Source organism: Eggerthella timonensis, from assembly GCF_900184265.1.
Lineage (GTDB): Bacteria > Actinomycetota > Coriobacteriia > Coriobacteriales > Eggerthellaceae > Eggerthella > Eggerthella timonensis.
The window spans coordinates 605,536-623,257 of record NZ_FXXA01000002.1 but is presented as its reverse complement, the minus strand read 5'-3'; the positions used below and the strand labels follow the sequence as shown (position 1 = coordinate 623,257).

General features: G+C 63.8%; 12 protein-coding genes and 1 tRNA gene. 4 read left to right on the top strand and 9 right to left on the bottom strand.

The features are described 5' to 3' along the window. From C1A15_RS02710 to C1A15_RS02680, 7 genes are all read right to left on the bottom strand, one after another. A complete protein-coding gene (locus C1A15_RS02710; protein ID WP_101721147.1) occupies window positions 1–1,539 on the bottom strand; it encodes a sodium:solute symporter family protein in 1,539 nt (512 codons plus the stop codon). Window positions 1,540–2,336: 797 nt separating this feature from the next. Further along, entirely contained in the window at window positions 2,337–3,578 is a 1,242-nt protein-coding gene (locus C1A15_RS02705) for a phenylacetate--CoA ligase family protein (RefSeq protein ID WP_101721146.1), read from the bottom strand. Between the two features lie 207 nt (window positions 3,579–3,785). Next, window positions 3,786–4,772 carry a diguanylate cyclase domain-containing protein gene (locus tag C1A15_RS02700; RefSeq protein WP_101721145.1) on the bottom strand — a complete coding sequence of 329 codons (987 nt, stop codon included), beginning with the start codon at window positions 4,770–4,772 and terminating at the stop codon, window positions 3,786–3,788. Window positions 4,773–4,875: 103 nt separating this feature from the next. After that, entirely contained in the window at window positions 4,876–5,472 is a 597-nt protein-coding gene (locus C1A15_RS02695; RefSeq protein WP_101721144.1) for an indolepyruvate oxidoreductase subunit beta, read from the bottom strand. After that, a complete protein-coding gene (locus tag C1A15_RS02690) occupies window positions 5,465–7,561 on the bottom strand; it encodes a thiamine pyrophosphate-dependent enzyme (RefSeq protein ID WP_180952974.1) in 2,097 nt (698 codons plus the stop codon). The genes C1A15_RS02695 and C1A15_RS02690 overlap by 8 nt, the downstream gene beginning before the upstream one ends. A gap of 1,196 nt (window positions 7,562–8,757) precedes the next feature. Beyond that, on the bottom strand, window positions 8,758–9,228 hold the full coding sequence (gene purE / locus C1A15_RS02685) for a 5-(carboxyamino)imidazole ribonucleotide mutase (RefSeq protein WP_101721143.1): 471 nt from the start codon (window positions 9,226–9,228) through the stop codon (window positions 8,758–8,760). A gap of 62 nt (window positions 9,229–9,290) precedes the next feature. Continuing rightward, on the bottom strand, window positions 9,291–9,929 hold the full coding sequence (locus tag C1A15_RS02680) for a TetR/AcrR family transcriptional regulator (protein ID WP_101723660.1): 639 nt from the start codon (window positions 9,927–9,929) through the stop codon (window positions 9,291–9,293). Window positions 9,930–10,102: 173 nt separating this feature from the next. Between C1A15_RS02680 and C1A15_RS02675 the strand changes: the two genes are divergently transcribed. The 3 genes from C1A15_RS02675 to C1A15_RS02665 all read left to right on the top strand — a co-directional run bounded on the left by C1A15_RS02675 (window position 10,103) and on the right by C1A15_RS02665 (window position 13,668). Then, window positions 10,103–10,273 carry a twin-arginine translocase TatA/TatE family subunit gene (locus C1A15_RS02675; protein ID WP_101721142.1) on the top strand — a complete coding sequence of 57 codons (171 nt, stop codon included), beginning with the start codon at window positions 10,103–10,105 and terminating at the stop codon, window positions 10,271–10,273. A gap of 218 nt (window positions 10,274–10,491) precedes the next feature. Next, window positions 10,492–13,494 (top strand): EAL domain-containing protein, encoded by a 3,003-nt coding sequence (locus C1A15_RS02670; RefSeq protein WP_180952973.1) that lies wholly within the window; start codon window positions 10,492–10,494, stop codon window positions 13,492–13,494. Window positions 13,495–13,592: 98 nt separating this feature from the next. Further along, window positions 13,593–13,668: transfer RNA gene (locus C1A15_RS02665), tRNA-Phe, on the top strand. 159 nt (window positions 13,669–13,827) lie between these two features. On the opposite strand, the gene C1A15_RS02660 is transcribed toward C1A15_RS02665, so the two are convergent. Then, entirely contained in the window at window positions 13,828–14,283 is a 456-nt protein-coding gene (locus C1A15_RS02660) for a hypothetical protein (RefSeq protein ID WP_146001794.1), read from the bottom strand. A gap of 217 nt (window positions 14,284–14,500) precedes the next feature. Here C1A15_RS02660 and C1A15_RS02655 point away from each other — a divergent pair, with 217 nt between their 5' ends. Further along, entirely contained in the window at window positions 14,501–17,071 is a 2,571-nt protein-coding gene (locus C1A15_RS02655) for a transporter substrate-binding domain-containing diguanylate cyclase (protein WP_245864884.1), read from the top strand. A gap of 47 nt (window positions 17,072–17,118) precedes the next feature. Here C1A15_RS02655 and C1A15_RS02650 read toward each other — a convergent pair whose 3' ends face one another. Next, entirely contained in the window at window positions 17,119–17,721 is a 603-nt protein-coding gene (locus C1A15_RS02650; RefSeq protein WP_101721139.1) for a hypothetical protein, read from the bottom strand. Window position 17,722: the final 1 nt, after the last annotated feature.

Sequence of the window (17,722 nt, the reverse complement as noted above, 5' to 3'; positions counted from 1 at the left end):
CTATTCCGCTTCCAGCTCCTGCTCGTACTCGCGGTCGATAGCGCCCTCGGCGTGCGGCGGGTCGACCTCGAAGTCCACGCGCTTCGTGAACATGCTCACCACCGGCACGATGATCAGCGACAGCACCATCGCGATGGCGCCGCAGTTGATGGGCGACGCGATGAATGCCGTGCCCACGAATCCGGCGATCATGTTGCCCGTGGTCAGGCCCACGCCCACGATGAAGCTGGCCCACACGGCCGGGCGCGACACCCGGCGCGAGTACAGCCCCCAGAAGAAGGGGCCCAAAAACGAGCCGGCCAGCGCGCCCCACGAGATGCTCATGAGCTGCGCGATGAACGTGATGGACGAGTTGTACTGCACGAGCGCGATCACCGCCGAAATCACGATGAACACCACGATGAGCACGCGCATGTAGCCCAGCTGCTTCTTCTCGCTCATGTTCTTCACAAGGTTGTCTTTGATGAGGTCGAGCGTCAACGTGGACGACGACGTCAGCACGAGCGACGACAGCGTGGACATGGACGCGCTCAGCACCAGCACGATCACGATGCCGATGAGCAGGTCGGGCAGCGTGGATAGCATGGTGGGGATGATGGAGTCGTACACCGGCGTGCCGGCGGCCGTCATCTCAACCTGTCCGCCGTACAGGCGACCGAACCCGCCCAGAAAGTAGCTGCCGCCCGCCACCACCATCGCGAACACGGTGGAGATGATGGCGCCCTGCTTGATGGCGGGACCGCTCTTGATGGCGTAGAACTTCTGCACCATCTGCGGCAGGCCCCACGTGCCCAGGCTGGTCAGCACGATGACGCCCAGCAGGTCGGGCAGATTCGGCCCGAAGAAGCTGACGAAGGGGCCGGCCATCTCGGACCCCTCGGCCGGAATGAGCGACAGCGTGGTGAGCGCTTCGGTGAAGCCGCCGTTGTTCACGAGCACGGCCACGATGACCGCCACGATACCCAACAGCATGACGATACCTTGGATGAAGTCGTTCATGACGGTGGCCATGTAGCCTCCCAGCACCACGTACACGCAGGTGATAACCGCCATGCCGATGACGCACCACTCGTACGGCAGCCCGAACGCCATGCCGAACAAACGCGACAGGCCGTTGTAGACGCTGGCCGTGTACGGGATGAGGAACACGAAGATGATGGCCGCGGCCGCGATGCGCAAACCCTTCGACTGGTAGCGCTCGCCGAAGAACTCGGGCATCGTGGACGCGCCCAGGCGATGCGTCATCTCGCGCGTGCGCGGGCCGAGCACCCACCAGGCCAGCAAGCTGCCGAGGATGGCGTTGCCGATGCCGATCCACGTGGCGGCGACGCCGTATTTCCAGCCGAACTGGCCGGCGTAGCCCACGAAGATGACGGCGGAGAAGTAGCTCGTGCCGAACGCGAACGCGCTCAGCCACGGACCTACGTTGCGGCCGCCCAGAATGAACCCGTCAACGCTTCCGGTATGTCGTCGGCAGTAAATGCCGACGCCCACCGCCACGCCGACGAAAATGAGTACCATGCATATCTTCTCGATCATGGGAGATTCCTTCTCGATCATATACCTACAGGTCGTGCTACTCGCAGCGGCGCGAACGAATGTTTCACGTGAAACACTCCAACGCTACCTGCTGATTCGCAGGAGGCGCACATGACTTTGCCGGGGCGCGGCACCCGTCAGCACAACACCGACGAAGCACCACGGGCAAACCCATGTGCTAGAGGTATCGATAGGAATAATAGGAAAGTGCGCGGTAGGCGGTCGCGTCGGCCTCGGGGGTCGGTTTCGCGGCAAATGCGGACGCGAGCGAGTCCGCAGGGCGCGGGGCGACGGATCGGCACACGGCCGCAACGGCGAGCTGGAGGCGCCAGCGCTGTTCGACGGCAGTATGTCCCTTCGCAGAATGCATGGGCATACTTTACCATAGTGGAGCAGCCCGCACCGTGAAAAAGTTAGCGAATCGAGGCGATCGCGCGCGTCGCGCTTGCCGCTCCCGCTTAGTGGGCGCAAATCGGCACCTATGACAATGTTCGGAGGGAATTTCGCCTCGGGTCCCCGCTCGAACCGAAGAAACCCCCGGTCGCGCTTTTCGAAATCGCCGTGGGGGAGGGTCCAGAGGCCTCTGATTTGTCATGGCTATCGATTTGCGCCCACACTTGAGGAGCGAGCGGCGGCCTGAATCGTGCCGAATCGCGCCGAGTCGCCCCAACCTGCCAGAACAGATGCCTCACGTGAAACATCCGGCCTCGGCGGCACGGCCCCACCCTTGAAAACATCCGACCCCGACGGCACGGCCCAGCCTGTGGAAGCAGCGGGCCGCGCCGGGGTTCGGTCGTTTAGTACCGGCTGTCGAAGATGCGCTTGGTCTTCTTCTCGCTGCGGGGCAGCTCGCCCATGGGAACGCCCTTGGCGTCGGGGGTGCAACCGCACTTCGCCTTGAAGATGAGGGCCAGCTCTTCTTCTGCGCGCTGCTTCGCCTCGTCGTGCAGCGGGGTTTCGAACAGCACCGTGAGCACGTCCTTGCCGCTGATGTTCTCGATCATCACCTGGTACTCGCTCGAGGTGCCGTCGGTGGCGGCGATCACTTCCTCCACCTGCGCGGGGAAGATGTTGCAGCCCTTCACCTTGAACATGTCGTCGGTGCGACCGGTCAACGTGTCGATGCGCGGGTGGCGATGACCGAACTTGCAGGAGCAATCGCCCGGGATGATGCGCGTGAGGTCGTGCGTGCGGTAGCGGATGAGCGGCGCGCCTTGCTTGCGCAGCGTGGTCAGCACGAGCTCGCCCACTTCGCCGTCGGGCACGGGCGCGCCCGTCGCGGGGTCGACGATTTCCACGTACACGTAATCGTCCCAGATGTGCATGCCGTGATGCTCGTTGCACGAGATGCCGATGCCGGGGCCGTACACTTCGGTAAGGCCGTAGATGTCGTAGATCTCCACACCCAGCTCGCCGGCGATGCGCTGGCGCATCTTGTCGCCCCACCGCTCGCTGCCGATGACGCCCTTGCGCAGGTGAATCTGATCGCGAATGCCGCGCTCGGCGATCTCCTCGGCAAGCAACAGCGCGTAGGAGCTGGTGGCGCACAGCACGGTGGACTTGAGGTCCTGCATCATGCGCAGCTGCTTCTCGGTGTTGCCCGGCCCCATGGGGATGGCCATCGCGCCCAGGCGCTCGGCGCCCAGCTGGAAGCCGATGCCCGCCGTCCATAGCCCGTAACCAGGGGTGATGTGGATGCGATCGCGGTTCGTGATGCCCGCCGTCTCGTAACAGCGCGCGAACTGGATGGCCCAGTCGGTGACGTCCTGCTGCGTGTAAGGGACGATGACCGGCGTGCCCGTGGTGCCGCTGGAGCTGTGGATGCGCACGATTTCCTCGTCGGGCACGGCCTGCAAGCCCAGCGGATAGGCGTTGCGCAGGTCGTCCTTCTCGGAGAACGGGAGCTTCTCGAAGTCCTCCTGCGTCTGCACGTCGGAAAGGTCGATGCCCTCGAACTTGCTCGCGTAGAACGGCGAGCGCTCCATAAGGGTTTTGAACTGGTCTTTGATGAGCGTGAACTGATCGTTGGTAAGCTGCATGATGGTCCTCTCGGGAACGATATCTTCTACCGGATATGAAGATGCTTCAAGCCCGCAAGCGCGAGTCTTGAAGCTAAAGCCATCGCCCTGCCGAAACCACGGCTCGGGAGGAAAGGATGTCGTTCACGTGTTCCATGCGTCCATTCTAGGCGAAGCGCGCGCGATTGCAAACCCGCAACTTCGCCCTCGCGCGCGACCGGTTGCCGCTCACCAGCTGAAGCACGCCTTCCCGTTTCCCTTGCTAACGTACAGCGCCTGGTCGGCCGCTCGATAGAGATCGAAGAACGTGCATCCGCGCACCACGCGCACGATGCCCACCGAGCATCCCAGCTCCACGTCGCGCTGGGCGGAGCGGGCTCCCCACGATTCGATGAGCTGGCGGGCTTTGACCTCGGCGTCGCTGACGGACAGCGGGCTCGTGGAGAACACGGCGAACTCGTCGCCGCCCATGCGACCGATGAGCGCATCGCGGGGAAACACCTGCTCCAGCACCTCGGCGAACTCCTCGATAACCCGGTCGCCCTCGGGATGGCCGAGCGTGTCGTTCACCGTCTTGAAGTTGTCGAGGTCTATCATGAAGAAGGCGCTGTCTTCGGCCCCCTCTATGAGCGAGGCCGCGACATGCTTCTCGAATGCCGCGTGGTTCAGCAGCTCGGTCATGGAGTCCAGCTCGGCGCGGCGCTCCATGGCTTTGGAGTGTTCGAGCGCGGCGTTCGCCTGCTCGGTAGCCGTCTTGGGGTAGTACTCCTCGCGGCGCTGGTCGACGTTGGGCGTGGAATGGTGCAGGTGGGTCAAAAGCCAGCGTTCGCCGTCGCGCCGGAATACGAGCGTGAAGCGGGTGTCCATCTCGACGAGCAGCGGCTTGGGCCGGTCGGGGCGCTCGCGCACCCACAGCGTGCCGAACACGAGACACGAGTCGCAGCCGATGGGGCGCGCTTCGCAATACTCGTCGAGGATCTCGAAGACGACGTCCTGGGCTTCCTGCTGATCGCGCTCGAGCCCTGCGAAGAACGACGCGATATCCGCGTAGAATTCGTGCTTGCCCGTGCCGATGAGCGACAAGAGCTGCGGATCCATGGTATCCACGATGAACTGGACGCTCTCCTCCGAAGGCTCGATGACGTAAGCGCGCCACAGCTTGCGCGCCAGCTCCTCAGCTTCCGCCAGCCACGCCCGATCCATCGCTTCTCGCATGGCGTCCTCGCCTTCTATTGCCCATACCGTCGGGGGCATCAGTATAACAGCATCCCCCTGTAACCGAAACGGTGGAAGGGGTGCCCGTTCGGCTGTTTCGGCTCTACGCCCGCGCCACCGCGTCGACGGCTGCCAGGTTGAGGGCGACGAAGCGGGGCTTGACGCACTCCTCGAGCGCGCGGCGCAGGTCGTCGAGGTCGAGTGGTATCGCCCCGACGCTCAGCGCGCTGGCGAGCAGCACCGAGTTCAGCACCTTGCGGCTGCCCACTTCGTCGGTGAGCGCGACGTCGTCGACGGCGACGAAGCGCGCGCCGGTGCCGGCCAGCGATCGCTCGATGCGCGCGATCACGTTGTCGGCGCGGTACGGCCGGTCGGACAGCGCCGCCGTGACCGGCTGGATAGCCGTGGTCGCGGTGACCAGCAGGCCTTCAGGAGCGAGGAACGGCAGAACGCGCGCGGCCTCGGCCGGCTCGAACGCGATGATAAGGTCGGCGGTTCCCTCGGCAAGCAACGGCGCGAACACCTCCTCGCCCGCGTCGCCCATGCGCACATGCGACACCACGTTTCCGCCGCGCTGCGCCATGCCGATGGTCTCGGCCGTGCGCACCTGCCAACCCTTGTCTTGAGCGGCCTGGGCCAGCACCTTCGCTGCCAAAACGGTGCCCTGACCGCCCACGCCCGTCAGCATCACGTTACGCATGGGAACCCCCTTCCACGGCTGCGGAACCGTCCGCGGCGGTCGCGTTGCCCGCGCCTTTGCCGCCGCCGGCATCGGCACCGGCGCCGCCGCTAACACCGCCAGCCTCGCCGCCCGCACCCGAAGATGTTTCTCGTGAAACATTTGTTTGGTCACCGGCCGTCATCGAAAGCGCGTCGAAGGGGCACACCTGGGTGCACAGTCCGCAGCCGTTGCACAGGCTGGCGTCGACGAACGCCTGACCTAGCTCTTTGCTGCGCGGGCCGCGCGCATCGGCGTCGAAGCCGATGGCCGGGCACCCGATCTCGGTGATGCACTTCTTGCAGCCCGTGCAGATTTCGACGTTCACGGCGGCTGGTGCGGCCGGCTTCACTAGCTGCACGCAGGGAGACTCGAACAGGATGGCGCTGGGACCTTCGTAGTCGAGCGCCTCTCGCGCAGCGGCCACCGACGCGTCCAGATCGAGCGGGTCGGCATGCACGATGCAGCCGAAACCGACCGCTTCCAGCACGCGCTGGATAGAGATGGGCTCGCGCTTCGGTCCCATGAGCGTTTGGCCTGTTCCGGGGTGCGGTTGCGACCCCGTCATGGCCGTGGTGGCGTTGTCGAGCACGCACACGGTGATGTCGTGGCCGTTGTACACGGCGTTCACGATGCCCGGCAGGCCGCTGGCGAAGAACGTCGAATCGCCTACGAACGCAAGCGTCTTCTTATGCGGCTCGGCCACGGCGAAACCCTGCGCCATCGTGATGCCCGCGCCCATGCACAGGCACGTGTCCACCGCATCGAGCGGCATGGCGTTGCCCAGCGTGTAGCACCCGATGTCGCCACACAGCACGGCGGGTGTTTTGCCCAGCGCGCGCTTCACCGCGTAGAAGCTGCCGCGATGGGGGCAGCCGGCGCACAACACGGGCGGGCGCACGGGCAGCGGATCGTCTTCGGCAGCGTAGGCCGCAAGCGCGTTCGCGGGCGCGACGGCATCGGGGATGCCGAGGAAGCGCGCGATGCGCTGGGCGATGTCGTCCACGTCGTTCTCGCCGCGGTCGCGCGCATCGCCGGTCAGGCGGCCGCGCACCTCGTAGGAGGCGTGCGTGCGGCCGGCGTGCACGAGCAGCGCGTCCTCCAGCACGTGGTCGAGCTCCTCCAGCACGAGCACCTCATCGAGGCCTTCGACGAACCGCGCGGCCGTTTCCTCCGGGAAGGGGTAGGGCGTGCCCACCTGCCAGAATCGATAGGCCGGCATTCCCGCGTCGGACGCCGCTGCGCGCGCTTCCACCATGCGCAGCGCCTCGCGGGCGTAGGCGGCCGACACGCCGCCGGCCGCGATGCCGAGGCGCGGCGCCGACGCGCTCGCGGAGTCGCTGGCCGCGGCAGCGCCCCCCTCCAGAATCGGATTGAACGCCGCAAGCGCGGGCTCAACGGCGAAATCGTGCGCGATGGCCGCGAGCCGCTCGTTGATCTCGCCATGCGCCTGGTAGGCGCGGCGCGGGAAGATGATCCACTTGGGATCGCGCTCGAAACCCTCCTCGGGCACCGGGCGCGCCTCGGTAATGTCCTCCACGTCGAAGAACGTCGAGGCGTGGTTGATGCGCGTGGTGGGCCGCACGATGACGGGCGTGCGGTAGCGCTCGGACAGGTCGAAAGCGGCCTGCATCATGGCAAAGCCCTGATCGGGTGTAGCGGGGTCGAGCACGGGCAGCTTGGCGAACGACGCGAAGCGGCGCGTGTCCTGCTCGGTCTGCGACGAGATGGGGCCCGGATCGTCGGCCACGAACAGCACCATGCCGCCCTTCACTCCCACGTAGTTCAGGCTCATGAGCGCGTCGCTCGCCACGTTGAGGCCCACCTGCTTGCAGGTGAACAGGCAACGCGCGCCGGTGTACGACGCGCCGGCCAGCAGCTCGAGCGCGCTCTTCTCGTTGGTAGACCACTCCACGTGGATGCCGCGCGCAGCCCCGTCGGCGTGCAGCTTCGCCACCGTCTCGATGAGCTCGGACGACGGCGTGCCCGGGTAGCCCGCCACCACGCGCACCCCGGCCTCCAGCGCCGCATGCGCGAACGCCTCGTTCCCCATCAGCAGTTTCTTCGTCATGATCTCGCCTACCCCATCACGTACGAATGTTTCATGTGAAACATTCGGCTCTTGCTTTTGCGCTTACGCTTGAGGTTCCATGATAGCGCACGCACGCGCCCCTCGCGCGATCGTATCCGCGAGGGGCGCGAGGGACCAAGGCCGACCGCACGGAAATACGCCCCCGCATACGACACATACAGGGGCGTAGGAAGCGCCGAAAGCCGGCGGCGTACGCGGCTGGCTGCACATTCCGCCCCAAACACACGCTCGCCGACGAGCGGCGGGGACTGCGGCACCGGTTCCGAGAAGCAGGGGTCGAGGGCGAAATCCGCCGTTAAACCGAGATTGACATTTCGCAGGCCGGCGCCGCACGGGATCCTTCGACCCGCTTGCGCTCGCTCAGGATGACGATCCGGCCGGGCCTATGCCAATCTCGGTTTAACAGCGGATTTCGCCGCTCGTGGCAGATTCGGCGAGTTTTTCGTCGCTTTTCGCCCGGATGCGGCCGCGGCTGCGCGCTCGGCTGCCGAGTCGTTCTCGTCGTCCCAGGTCGTAAGCGAGCGGGGAAGCGCGCTCCGCCGAGCGGAGCCGAGAGACGACGAATTTCTCGCAAAATCTGCCACGAACCGGCGATCTCTATGCTAAACCGCCGTTGATACGTACCGACGTTCGCCCGCAAATCGGCTCAGTTGCATGCGATCGGGCCCGATCGCATGCCCTCCTTGCCAGGCTGCAGCATGCATGAGGGGACAGCTCGATCCCGTCGGTCCCGGTATGACCAGGCACACGTCAACGGTGGTTTAACATAGAGGGGCGCGGCCCGTGGCGGTTTCCGACGGAAAAACGCCGTCGGACGGTCCCGTCCGACGGCGTTTCCCGCGAGCCCTCCCCGCGGTGCCTCTGCGACCCGGGAGAATGGGGGACGGGCGGACACCCGGGCGGGCGGGGAAGGCGCCCGGAGGCGTTTTTCCGTCGAAAACCGCCACGAGACCGGGCTCCTCGCGCCGACGGCGAAACGGCGGACGCATGCCGGATAGGACGAGGCGGGAACCTGGGTCCGCCCGGGAAAAGCGCTCGGGCGGGCGTTGTGCGTCAAAGGGGAGTCAGAACGGATGTTTCACGTGAAACACTCGAGCCGCGCGTGCGCGGCAGCCGGGCGCTCGCGGCGGCAGCGCGCTCGCAGCGGCAGCGCCCGCCGCGCAGCTCGCGGGGCTTTAGGCCTCGGCCATACCCTGCTTGAAGTCGATGATCTTCTGGCGAGCGCCGTCGCAGCCGGTACCGAGGATCTGCACGGCCAGGATGGCCGCGTTCTTCGCGCCGTTGATGGCGACGCAGGCCACCGGAACGCCGGAGGGCATCTGCACCATGGACAGCAGCGAGTCGAGGCCGCCCAGGTCACTCGTCTTCATCGGCACGGTGATCACGGGGTTGGGGGTGTACGCCGCCACGACGCCGCCCAGGTGCGCGGCCTTGCCCGCCGCCGCCACGATCACGCGGATCCCGCGCTCGTGCGCCGTCGAGGCCCACTCGTGCACTTCGGCCGGCTTGCGATGCGCGCTGGCCACTTTCACCTCGTACGGCACGCCGAACTCATCGAGCTGCTTCATGCAGGGTTCCATGGCGGGCATGTCGCTCTCGGAGCCCATGATGATGCCTATGACGGGGTTCTTCTGTTCGCAGGACATTCGCTCTCCTTCTGTTGCGCTGATTGGTTGCCCCTCAGTGTAGCGAACCGAAGCCGCCCGCGCTATCCCACAATGCGCCTGATCACCGCTTCTACGTCGTCGGCCTCGGGCAGCCCCGACGCCGGATCGTCGGACACGCGGTACAGGGCGAACTTCGCCGCCTCAAGCGCCTCGGCCACGACGATGTTCGCCTCCTCGGTCACGCTCAAGATAGCCGGGCATGCGCGCGCAGAGGGGTGCGCCTCGAGGTACGTGCCGACGATCTCGCGAAAGTCGCTGACGAAGCCGAAGGTGTTGTCCAGGAACAGGCGCATGAGGGCGGGCGTGTCTTTCACGAGCGCAACCCGCTGCGCGGCGATGTCGCTTTCCCAATCGAACGAGCCTACCACTTCGAGAAACAGCGACAGCGTAGCATGGAACATCGAACACGGCATGAGCCGGTCGAACGCCGCATGCACCTGGGCGGCGTCGAGATCGTGCACGCCGAGCCCTGCGATGGCGGCGTCCTTCGTGGGGAAATAGTTGAAGAAGGTTCCCTGCGACACGTCCGCGCGCTCGCAGATGAGCGCCACGGTGACGCTGTCGTAGCCCAACTCACCCACCAGCGCGATGGCCGAGCGCTCGATAGCCGCGCGCGTTGCGCGGCGCTTGCGCTCGCGCAGTCCCATGGATCGCTCGCCATCCGTCTGTCGTTGCGTCATCGTCAGCCCTCCGCGCATCGCTGTGCCGTGCACTCTGCATTATACGGGCGCAGTCCTCTTTCCGGAGCTTTGCGTCGAAATTGTCAGTTTTACTACAAAATTATAGTCACTTCATTTTTAAGGTTGCTATAATGCTCGTCGTCGCTAACGAGACGGATCGGAAGGAGCGCGCTATGAGGATATTCGGAATGGGCATGCCTGAGCTCATACTTATCATGGTGGTGGTGCTCATCATCTTCGGGCCGAAGAACCTTCCGAAGCTCGGCGGCATGCTGGGGCGCGGCGTCAAGAAGATCCGCGGCCGCGTCGAAGACGACGATGTTGACGCCGCCCAAACCGCCTAACTCGCGTCAATCCCACATGCTGGCCAGCCCCGCATGCCCCTGGCCGTTACCATAGTTCCCAGCCTGCCATCAGGCCCGTTTGCGTGCACCCAAAGTTAGCACCCCCACTTTACCCCGCCCAACCCCGCGGCTATAATCCCACGGTATCACTTCGGTTTTAACGCGGGCGACAGGACAACAAGCGAATGCGTGCTTCCTCGCCGAAAGGAGCTCCTTTCTTGGGCGCGACAGCAGCAGTAACGCGAGAGGTTGCGCACGACGATCGTGCCATGCGCACCCGCTTCCACGAGCTCATCTCCACCGGCGAGCCGTTCGGCGTGTTGGCCTTCGGGGTCGACAACTTCGACCGCATCAACAATCTCTTCTCGTACGAATTCGGCGACCGCGTGCTCGAGAGCATCGCCGACCTGATGGCGGAACTCGCCTCCGACGGAGCCGAGACGTTCCGCTTTGACGGCGACTGCTTCGGAACGGTGGTGCCTTCCGTCGTTGACGCGGACGACCTCCAAACACTGTTCGACCGCACGTTGGCCGCCACATCCGCAGGCTTCACCATCGACAACGCCTCCATCGCGTTCGGAATCACCGGATGCGCATGCCTTTACCCCGCCAACGGTCGCAGTGCCGAAGAGCTGTTCCGCAACTTGCACATCGCGCTCATCGACGCGAAGCGAAGCGGTCGGTCCACGTGCACCACCTGCACGGACGCCCTCTGTGCCGCATCGCGCAAAACGCTGCTGCTGATGGAGACGCTGCAAGGGTGCATCGCCGACGATTACAAGGGATTCTCCGTGCTCTATCAGCCTTTCGTCGACACGCGCAGCGACGAGGTGCACGGCTGCGAGGCGCTCATGCGGTGGAACGACGAGCAGTTCCCCGAAGGCGTGAGGCCCTTCGAGTTCATTCCCTACCTCGAAGAGAGCGGGCTGATAACCGCCGTCACCACGTGGCTCATGGACGTGACGTTTGCGCAGGCGGCGCGTTGGATCGAGCACGACCCCGCCTTCATCATGAACATCAATTTGTCGAAGTACGTTCTCGACGACCCCGAATTCAAGTTCTGCATCCTGAAGGCGGCTAAGACCCACCAGGTCGATCCGCATAACATCATGCTCGAGCTCACAGAGAGCGGCATGATCACCGACGCGGCCGGGCTCGGCGACACGTTCGATTTCCTGCGCAGCCAAGGATTCGGCGTGGCATTCGACGACTTCGGCACGGGCTACGCCTCGCTCAACCTGTTTCGCGTCATTGCAGCCGACGAGCTGAAGATCGACCGCACCTTCCTCGACCGCATCACGTACGACGTGAACGATCAGCGCATCGTGTCGCACATTATCGACCTCAGCCACAGCATGAACCTCAGCGTATGCGTCGAGGGCGTCGAGACCGAAGAGGTGCTCGCCATCGTGCAATCCATGGGTGCCGACTACATACAAGGATTCTTCTACGACCGCCCGCTCGATGCGCAGACGTTCGAGCAACGCTACCTGCGAGGCGAGGCGCAGACCAGCGAGGACGGGGGATCGACAGCGCGCTCCATCGTCTACGCCCATGCGAAACCAGTGCAGCCGCTGTCCCCGAGCGCCCTCATCGATCGTGCGCACGCGGGCGTGTTCCAGGTGGCCATGGACGAGGACTTCACGTTCATCACCTGCAACGAGGGATACCGGCGCATGTTGGGATACACGGCTCCCGAGATCGAGACGAAGCTGGGAAACCGAGCGCTCGCCATCGTTCATCCTGACGACATGGATTACGTCAACGAAGAGATCCGTCGCCAGCTGGGCCAGGGCGACACCGTGCTCATCGAGTTCAGGATCCTGCGCGCCGACGGCCAACCGCTGTGGATCACCGGAACCGGGAACGTGGTAAGGCCGAAGACCGGCACGCCCTATCTCGTCGTGGTCATCATGGATACCGACCGCTTCAAACGCGAGACGCTCGAGAACGCCAAGGAGCTAGCGCTGCTGCGCCACATCCTGGACAACGCGCCCGTTGCCATCAAGTGCCTGAGCTACGACGAGTATTTCACCGTCAAGCATCTTTCGGGCACGTTCCTGTCCACCATCGGCTACACGCCCGACGAGATCCGCGACCGGTTCGACAACCGCTACATCAACCTCGTCCATCCCGACGATATCGCTCCGGCCGTTGCAACCGTGCAAGAGAAAGCGCAGCCGGGCCGCGTGTTCGATCTGTGCTACCGCCTGCGCGCCAGCGATGGGCGCATGCTGTGGCTCAACACGAAGACCAAACTGTGCGAGCCCGACGAGAACGGCGTGAGCGATTTCGTGTCGGCGGTCATGGAGGTGGAGGGACCGGGGGCGCTGAGCGAAGGGCTGCTGCTGGACAATCGCTATCAGACCGCGTCCCAACGATGGGGAGACGTGCTGTTCAACCTGTACCTCGATACGGGCAAGGTCGAATTCACCGACAATTACCAAGACGAGCTGGGAGCGCCGCCCTGCGCGACCATCTCCGAGCAGCTGGCGCTCTCCCCCGAAAGCGATCGAGACGTCATCGTCGCATGCATCGAGCAGGCGACCCACGGGCTCGTGCCGCCGCCTATCGAGATGCGCATCGCACCGCGTGGCGATCAGGACTATATATGGTGTTCGCTATCGTTCAATTGCGCGGAAACCTCGGAGGGCAACCCCGTCACCATCTTCGGGCGTATCAAGAACATCGACGCCGAGAAACGCGAGCGCGACGAGCTGCTGCACGATTCGCAGACCGATCCGCTCTGCGACGTGCTCAACAAGATCACCGTCGAGCGCGTGGTCGAGGAAACGCTGCGCGGCGCACCGTCCGAAGCACACTTCTCGTTCGGCATCATCGACATCGACAACTTCAAGTCCGTCAACGACACCGCCGGTCACCTCATGGGCGATCAGATGCTCGTCACCATGGCGACCGCACTCAAAACGCTCGTATCGGAGCAGGGCGTGGTGGGACGTATCGGCGGCGACGAGTTCATGGTGCTCCAACCGTGCGATCCGGATCCCCGGAAACAGCTTGAGTTCGGACAACGCATCATCGACACGCTCGCCCATGCAGGCACCTTCGACGACGAGGCCGTGCGCCTGCGCACGAGCGTGGGGCTTGCGTGCTACCCCGAAGACGGCACCAGCTTCTACGAGCTGTTCAAGCACGCCGATGCCGCGCTCTATCTGGCGAAGGAGCGCGGCAAGAACCGCGCGTGCGTGTACCGCGAATAGAGGCGGCGCGGCGCGCTGAGAAAACCTGCGCTTTTCGCTTGACCCCAGGACGTGCGACCGGTACAATATCGTTCCACGTCCTCACGGACGTTTGATGTGGTCGGGTAGCTCAGTTGGTAGAGCAGCGGACTGAAAATCCGCGTGTCGAGGGTTCAAGTCCCCCTCCGACCACCATTTGCATGCAGAAGCGCTCCCTGAAGGGAGCGCTTTTTCGTTGCCGGGTGTCTCACGCGAAACATCCGGCCTGGTCGCTCGCTCACGCATCCCGAAAAACAAGATCGCAGGAAGCAGGGCACGCACGACGCCCGACGGGTTGACGACGCCGCAGGCTGCTTACGCCGCCAACGCATGCACGAGAGCGTAGACGCAGCATGCCAAGGGATAGAGAATGAGCAGGAACGCATAGTATGCGGTGAGCGTGCCGGAGATCGTGAGGGCGTCGACGCGCTCTCCCATGCGGCTGCGCACATCGCCGGCTACGAGGAAGAAGGCGCAAAGCGCAAGGGAGACGATGCTGTACACGGCGAACGGGGTGACCAGGAACCACGTCGTCTCGTCCTTCGCGCACATGCCGCCAGGCGTCGCAAGCAGAAAAGCCAGCACCACCACCACGTTGATCATCGACGCCGGCATCACGGCGACCACGAACGCATGGACCGCGCCGAACTGCACTTGCTTGATCCAGAACGCGAAGAAGGCTAGAGAGGTCGCGAGGACGACGAGCATCACGATGATGGCCGTCGACGATCCGAACCACAAAGCTCCATCCATACCGATCGCGTTGCTCACTCGCTCCCCATACCCTACCAGTCGCGTTTCCCCTCCCTTCGAGGATACCCCACCTTGAACACGCGATCTGGAACCCCTCGTGTTCATCAGTAAAGGTTCGTTGAAGCTCGCGGCTCGTTTGAAAGCGGCAATTTTGACACCCTCCCCCCGTTTATTTCCTCACGGAACAGGCTATACTAGAGGCTCGTACCACACGAGAGGAACAAGACGGGGTCGCGTGATCACGAGAGCATTGCATCCAGCATTTTTGCACGCATGCGCGAGAGCGTTGCTCTCGGCTCTGCTAGCGTGCGCGCTCTTCCCCGGCATCGCGCTCGCCCAAGACTCCGGCGCCGAAGCGCCGAAGCGCACGGTCACCGTGGGCTACATGGACAGCACTGGCGTGCTGACGAAAAAGAGCGACGGGACGTACGAAGGGTACACGTACGACTATCTCATGCGCGTGGCCCAGTTCACCGGCTGGACGTTCGAATTCGTGGAAGCCGAAGGCGAAACGAGCAACGACCAGGCTATCGACCTCATGGAGATGCTCGACAACGGCGAAGTTGACGTTATCGGCGGCATGACGTACAGCCCCGCGCTCGCCGAGATGTACGAGTATCCGAAGAACAGCTACGGCTCCGCGCACACCTCGCTGTTCGCGCCCAACAACGGCGCCACCGTTTCCCAAACCAACCTGTTCACGCAGGACGAGTTGCGCGTGGCCATCCTCTCCACCGCCAAGCAGCGCCGCGCCGAGCTCGAATACTACTGCAAGCAGAACGGCATCAACCTGACCACGATCGAATGCGACACCATGGAAGAGCTGCGCGGCAAGACGCTTTCGGGCGAAGCCGACGTGCTTCTGGACATCGACATCAACGCGCAAGAAGGCTTCCATATCGTCGCAACATTCGAAGAACGCCCCTACTACTTCGCCAGCCCGAAAGGCGATCGCACCGTTATCGACGAGATCGACGCCACCATCGTGCGCATCAACCAGGGAAACCCCCAGCTGCAGGAAACGCTGTACGACAAGTACTTCATGAAGTCGGAGACCAACTTCGCGCTGACCGACCAGAAATTGCAGTACGCGCAGAACTACGAAACGCTTCGCGTGGGCATCGTTGCCGAAAAGGCCCCGCTTCAGTCGTTCGACAAGCAGACCGGCGAGTTCAAAGGCGTCACGCAGGGCGTGTTGGAATACCTTTCCGAGCATACGGGGCTCACGTTCGAAGTGGTGAAGATCCCCCGATCGGACGATCTAGACGCAGCCATTCGCGATGCCGGCGTCGACATCGTCGCCGGCGTGAACGACAACGACAGCACCTCCACCGACCACAGCCTCGCCTTGACGGCGCCCTACATGTCAACCTCGACGCTGCTGGTGTACAACAAGTTCGTCGACCCCGACGAGCTTCAAGGCAAGACGATTGCGCTGCCGTGGGAGCTGGGAGAAGTGGCTCCCGAAGGATCAGACGTGCGCCTGTACGACACCCTGGAGGAATGCTTCGAGGCCGTCAATTCCGGCAAGGCCGACTACATGTACGGCACGTCGTACACCACGCCGTACTATCTCAACATCGACAATCTGAGCAACCTGCTGTATCTGCCCACGTCGACGAAGACGATGGACATCTGCTTCGGCATCGTGCAGCCGATCGACCCCGACCTGCTGGTCATCTTCAACAAGTCGCTGCGCGATCTGAGCACCACCGAGCTCGACTCCATCATCTACGACAACTCGCTGATCGACCAGAGCGAGCAGATCAACCTGTTCATCAGCGACCATCTGCTCGAGTTCGCCATCGGGTGCATATCGCTGCTGCTCATCATCATCGTGCTGCTCATGCTGTACCTTCGCTCTCGCATGACGGCCGCACGCGCCGTGCGCGAGGAGAACCTGCGCTTCCAGGAGCTGTATCGCCTGGCCAACGAACAGTTCTTCGAGTACTCCATCAAAACGGACACGCTGCGGATATCGAAGTCGAAGTCGATACTTGCCGATTTCGCCGACGAGGGCGATGTGGGCAAGGACGACCAGTCTTCCTACCTCGCGTTCGTCAACGCCCGCGCGCGCATCAAGGAGAGCGGTAGCCCCGAGCTGCTCGACGCCTTCACCGCGCCGGCGCATTCCGTGACGGAAGTGCTGTGCAACACCGGCGCGCATCCCGACAGCGCGCGCGAGTGGCTGCGCATCACGTCTCACTTCGTCGAGGACGAGGACGGCAAGCCCATCTCGGTCATCGGCAAGATCACGAACATCGACGAGGAGATGCGCGAGAAGATGGATCTGTCCGAGCGCGCGCATCACGACGGGCTGACCGGCCTGCTGAACTGGAAGACGTTTCAAGAGAAAGCGGGGGCGCTACTGGTCACCGGAAACGCCGGAGCGCTGCTGGTGGTGGACACCGACGACTTCAAGAGCGTGAACGACACCTACGGCCACCTCGCAGGCGACCGCGCCCTGCAGCAGACGGCCGCGGCGCTGTCGAAGGCGTTCCGGCCGCAGGACCTGATCGGACGCTTGGGCGGCGACGAGTTCGCCATTTGCATCGACGGGCACATCGAGTACGACCGTCTCGTCCAAGCCTGCGCCGCAATCGTCGAGGACGGCGTGACCTACCCGGACCAGCACGGCACGCAGCACGCCGTGACGCTCAGCATCGGAGGCGTGGAGCTGCACGGTAAAGCCTACTCGTATCAGAGTGCCTACCGCCAAGCGGACAAGGCCCTCTATCGCGCCAAAGCGGACGGCAAAGATCGCTACGTCATCGAATACTACCGCTCGGAGCAACGCCCCGAATAGCCCTCCGCGCGACGGCTCCGAGCAGCGACCCCAGCGCCCCGACCAGGCTAGTTCTTGGTCTTCTCGACGAGACCGCTCGTGTTCGTGGCACCGTTCGTCGTTTCCAGGTACGTCACATTGAGCGTTGCGTTCACGCTGCTGACGCTCCCATCGGCCAGCAACTCGCCCGTCATCGTGAAGTCGGTGATCTGACAGCGATACGTACCGTTCTCCAGCTGGCGCACCACATCGAGCGCGGCTGCATAACTGGGCACGGTGAACGAAACCGCAACGGTTCGACGTACCAGCTCGCCCTCCACCGTGGGCTGGCCGAACGATAGGTTGTACGTGGCGGCGCCGGCGAGCAGGGTGTTCAGCTCGTTCAGCTCGTTGCGGATGTTGTCGTAAACGGCAACCTCGGGCAGCGTCTCGTCGTCGCCCAACTCGTCGAGCTCGGCCTTCATGCGCGCGCGGTCGGCAGCCAACGACTCCTGGACGTCGATGTTCGTCTCGATGCCCGCAAGCTGCTGGTTGTTCGCCGCCATCGTGTCGGCGACGTTCTTCACCACGAGGAAGTAGTAGCACGCCACGATCAGCAGCACTGCCAGAATCAGAATGAGCACTGTCTCGCGCGTGGAGAAAGAGCGGTTCAAAATACTACGCCGCGCCATT

Excerpts from the sequence above, each read along its gene's own strand:
- C1A15_RS02710 (WP_101721147.1), bottom strand. The coding sequence starts at position 1,539 with ATGATCGAGAAGATATGCATGGTACTCATTTTCGTCGGCGTGGCGGTG.
- C1A15_RS02695 (WP_101721144.1), bottom strand. The coding sequence starts at position 5,472 with ATGCGTAACGTGATGCTGACGGGCGTGGGCGGTCAGGGCACCGTTTTG.
- C1A15_RS02650 (WP_101721139.1), bottom strand. The coding sequence starts at position 17,721 with ATGGCGCGGCGTAGTATTTTGAACCGCTCTTTCTCCACGCGCGAGACA.
- C1A15_RS02675 (WP_101721142.1), top strand. The coding sequence starts at position 10,103 with ATGAGGATATTCGGAATGGGCATGCCTGAGCTCATACTTATCATGGTG.
- C1A15_RS02680 (WP_101723660.1), bottom strand. The coding sequence starts at position 9,929 with ATGACGCAACGACAGACGGATGGCGAGCGATCCATGGGACTGCGCGAG.
- C1A15_RS02705 (WP_101721146.1), bottom strand. The coding sequence starts at position 3,578 with ATGCAGCTTACCAACGATCAGTTCACGCTCATCAAAGACCAGTTCAAA.
- purE (WP_101721143.1), bottom strand. The coding sequence starts at position 9,228 with ATGTCCTGCGAACAGAAGAACCCCGTCATAGGCATCATCATGGGCTCC.
- C1A15_RS02690 (WP_180952974.1), bottom strand. The coding sequence starts at position 7,561 with ATGACGAAGAAACTGCTGATGGGGAACGAGGCGTTCGCGCATGCGGCG.
- C1A15_RS02700 (WP_101721145.1), bottom strand. The coding sequence starts at position 4,772 with ATGCGAGAAGCGATGGATCGGGCGTGGCTGGCGGAAGCTGAGGAGCTG.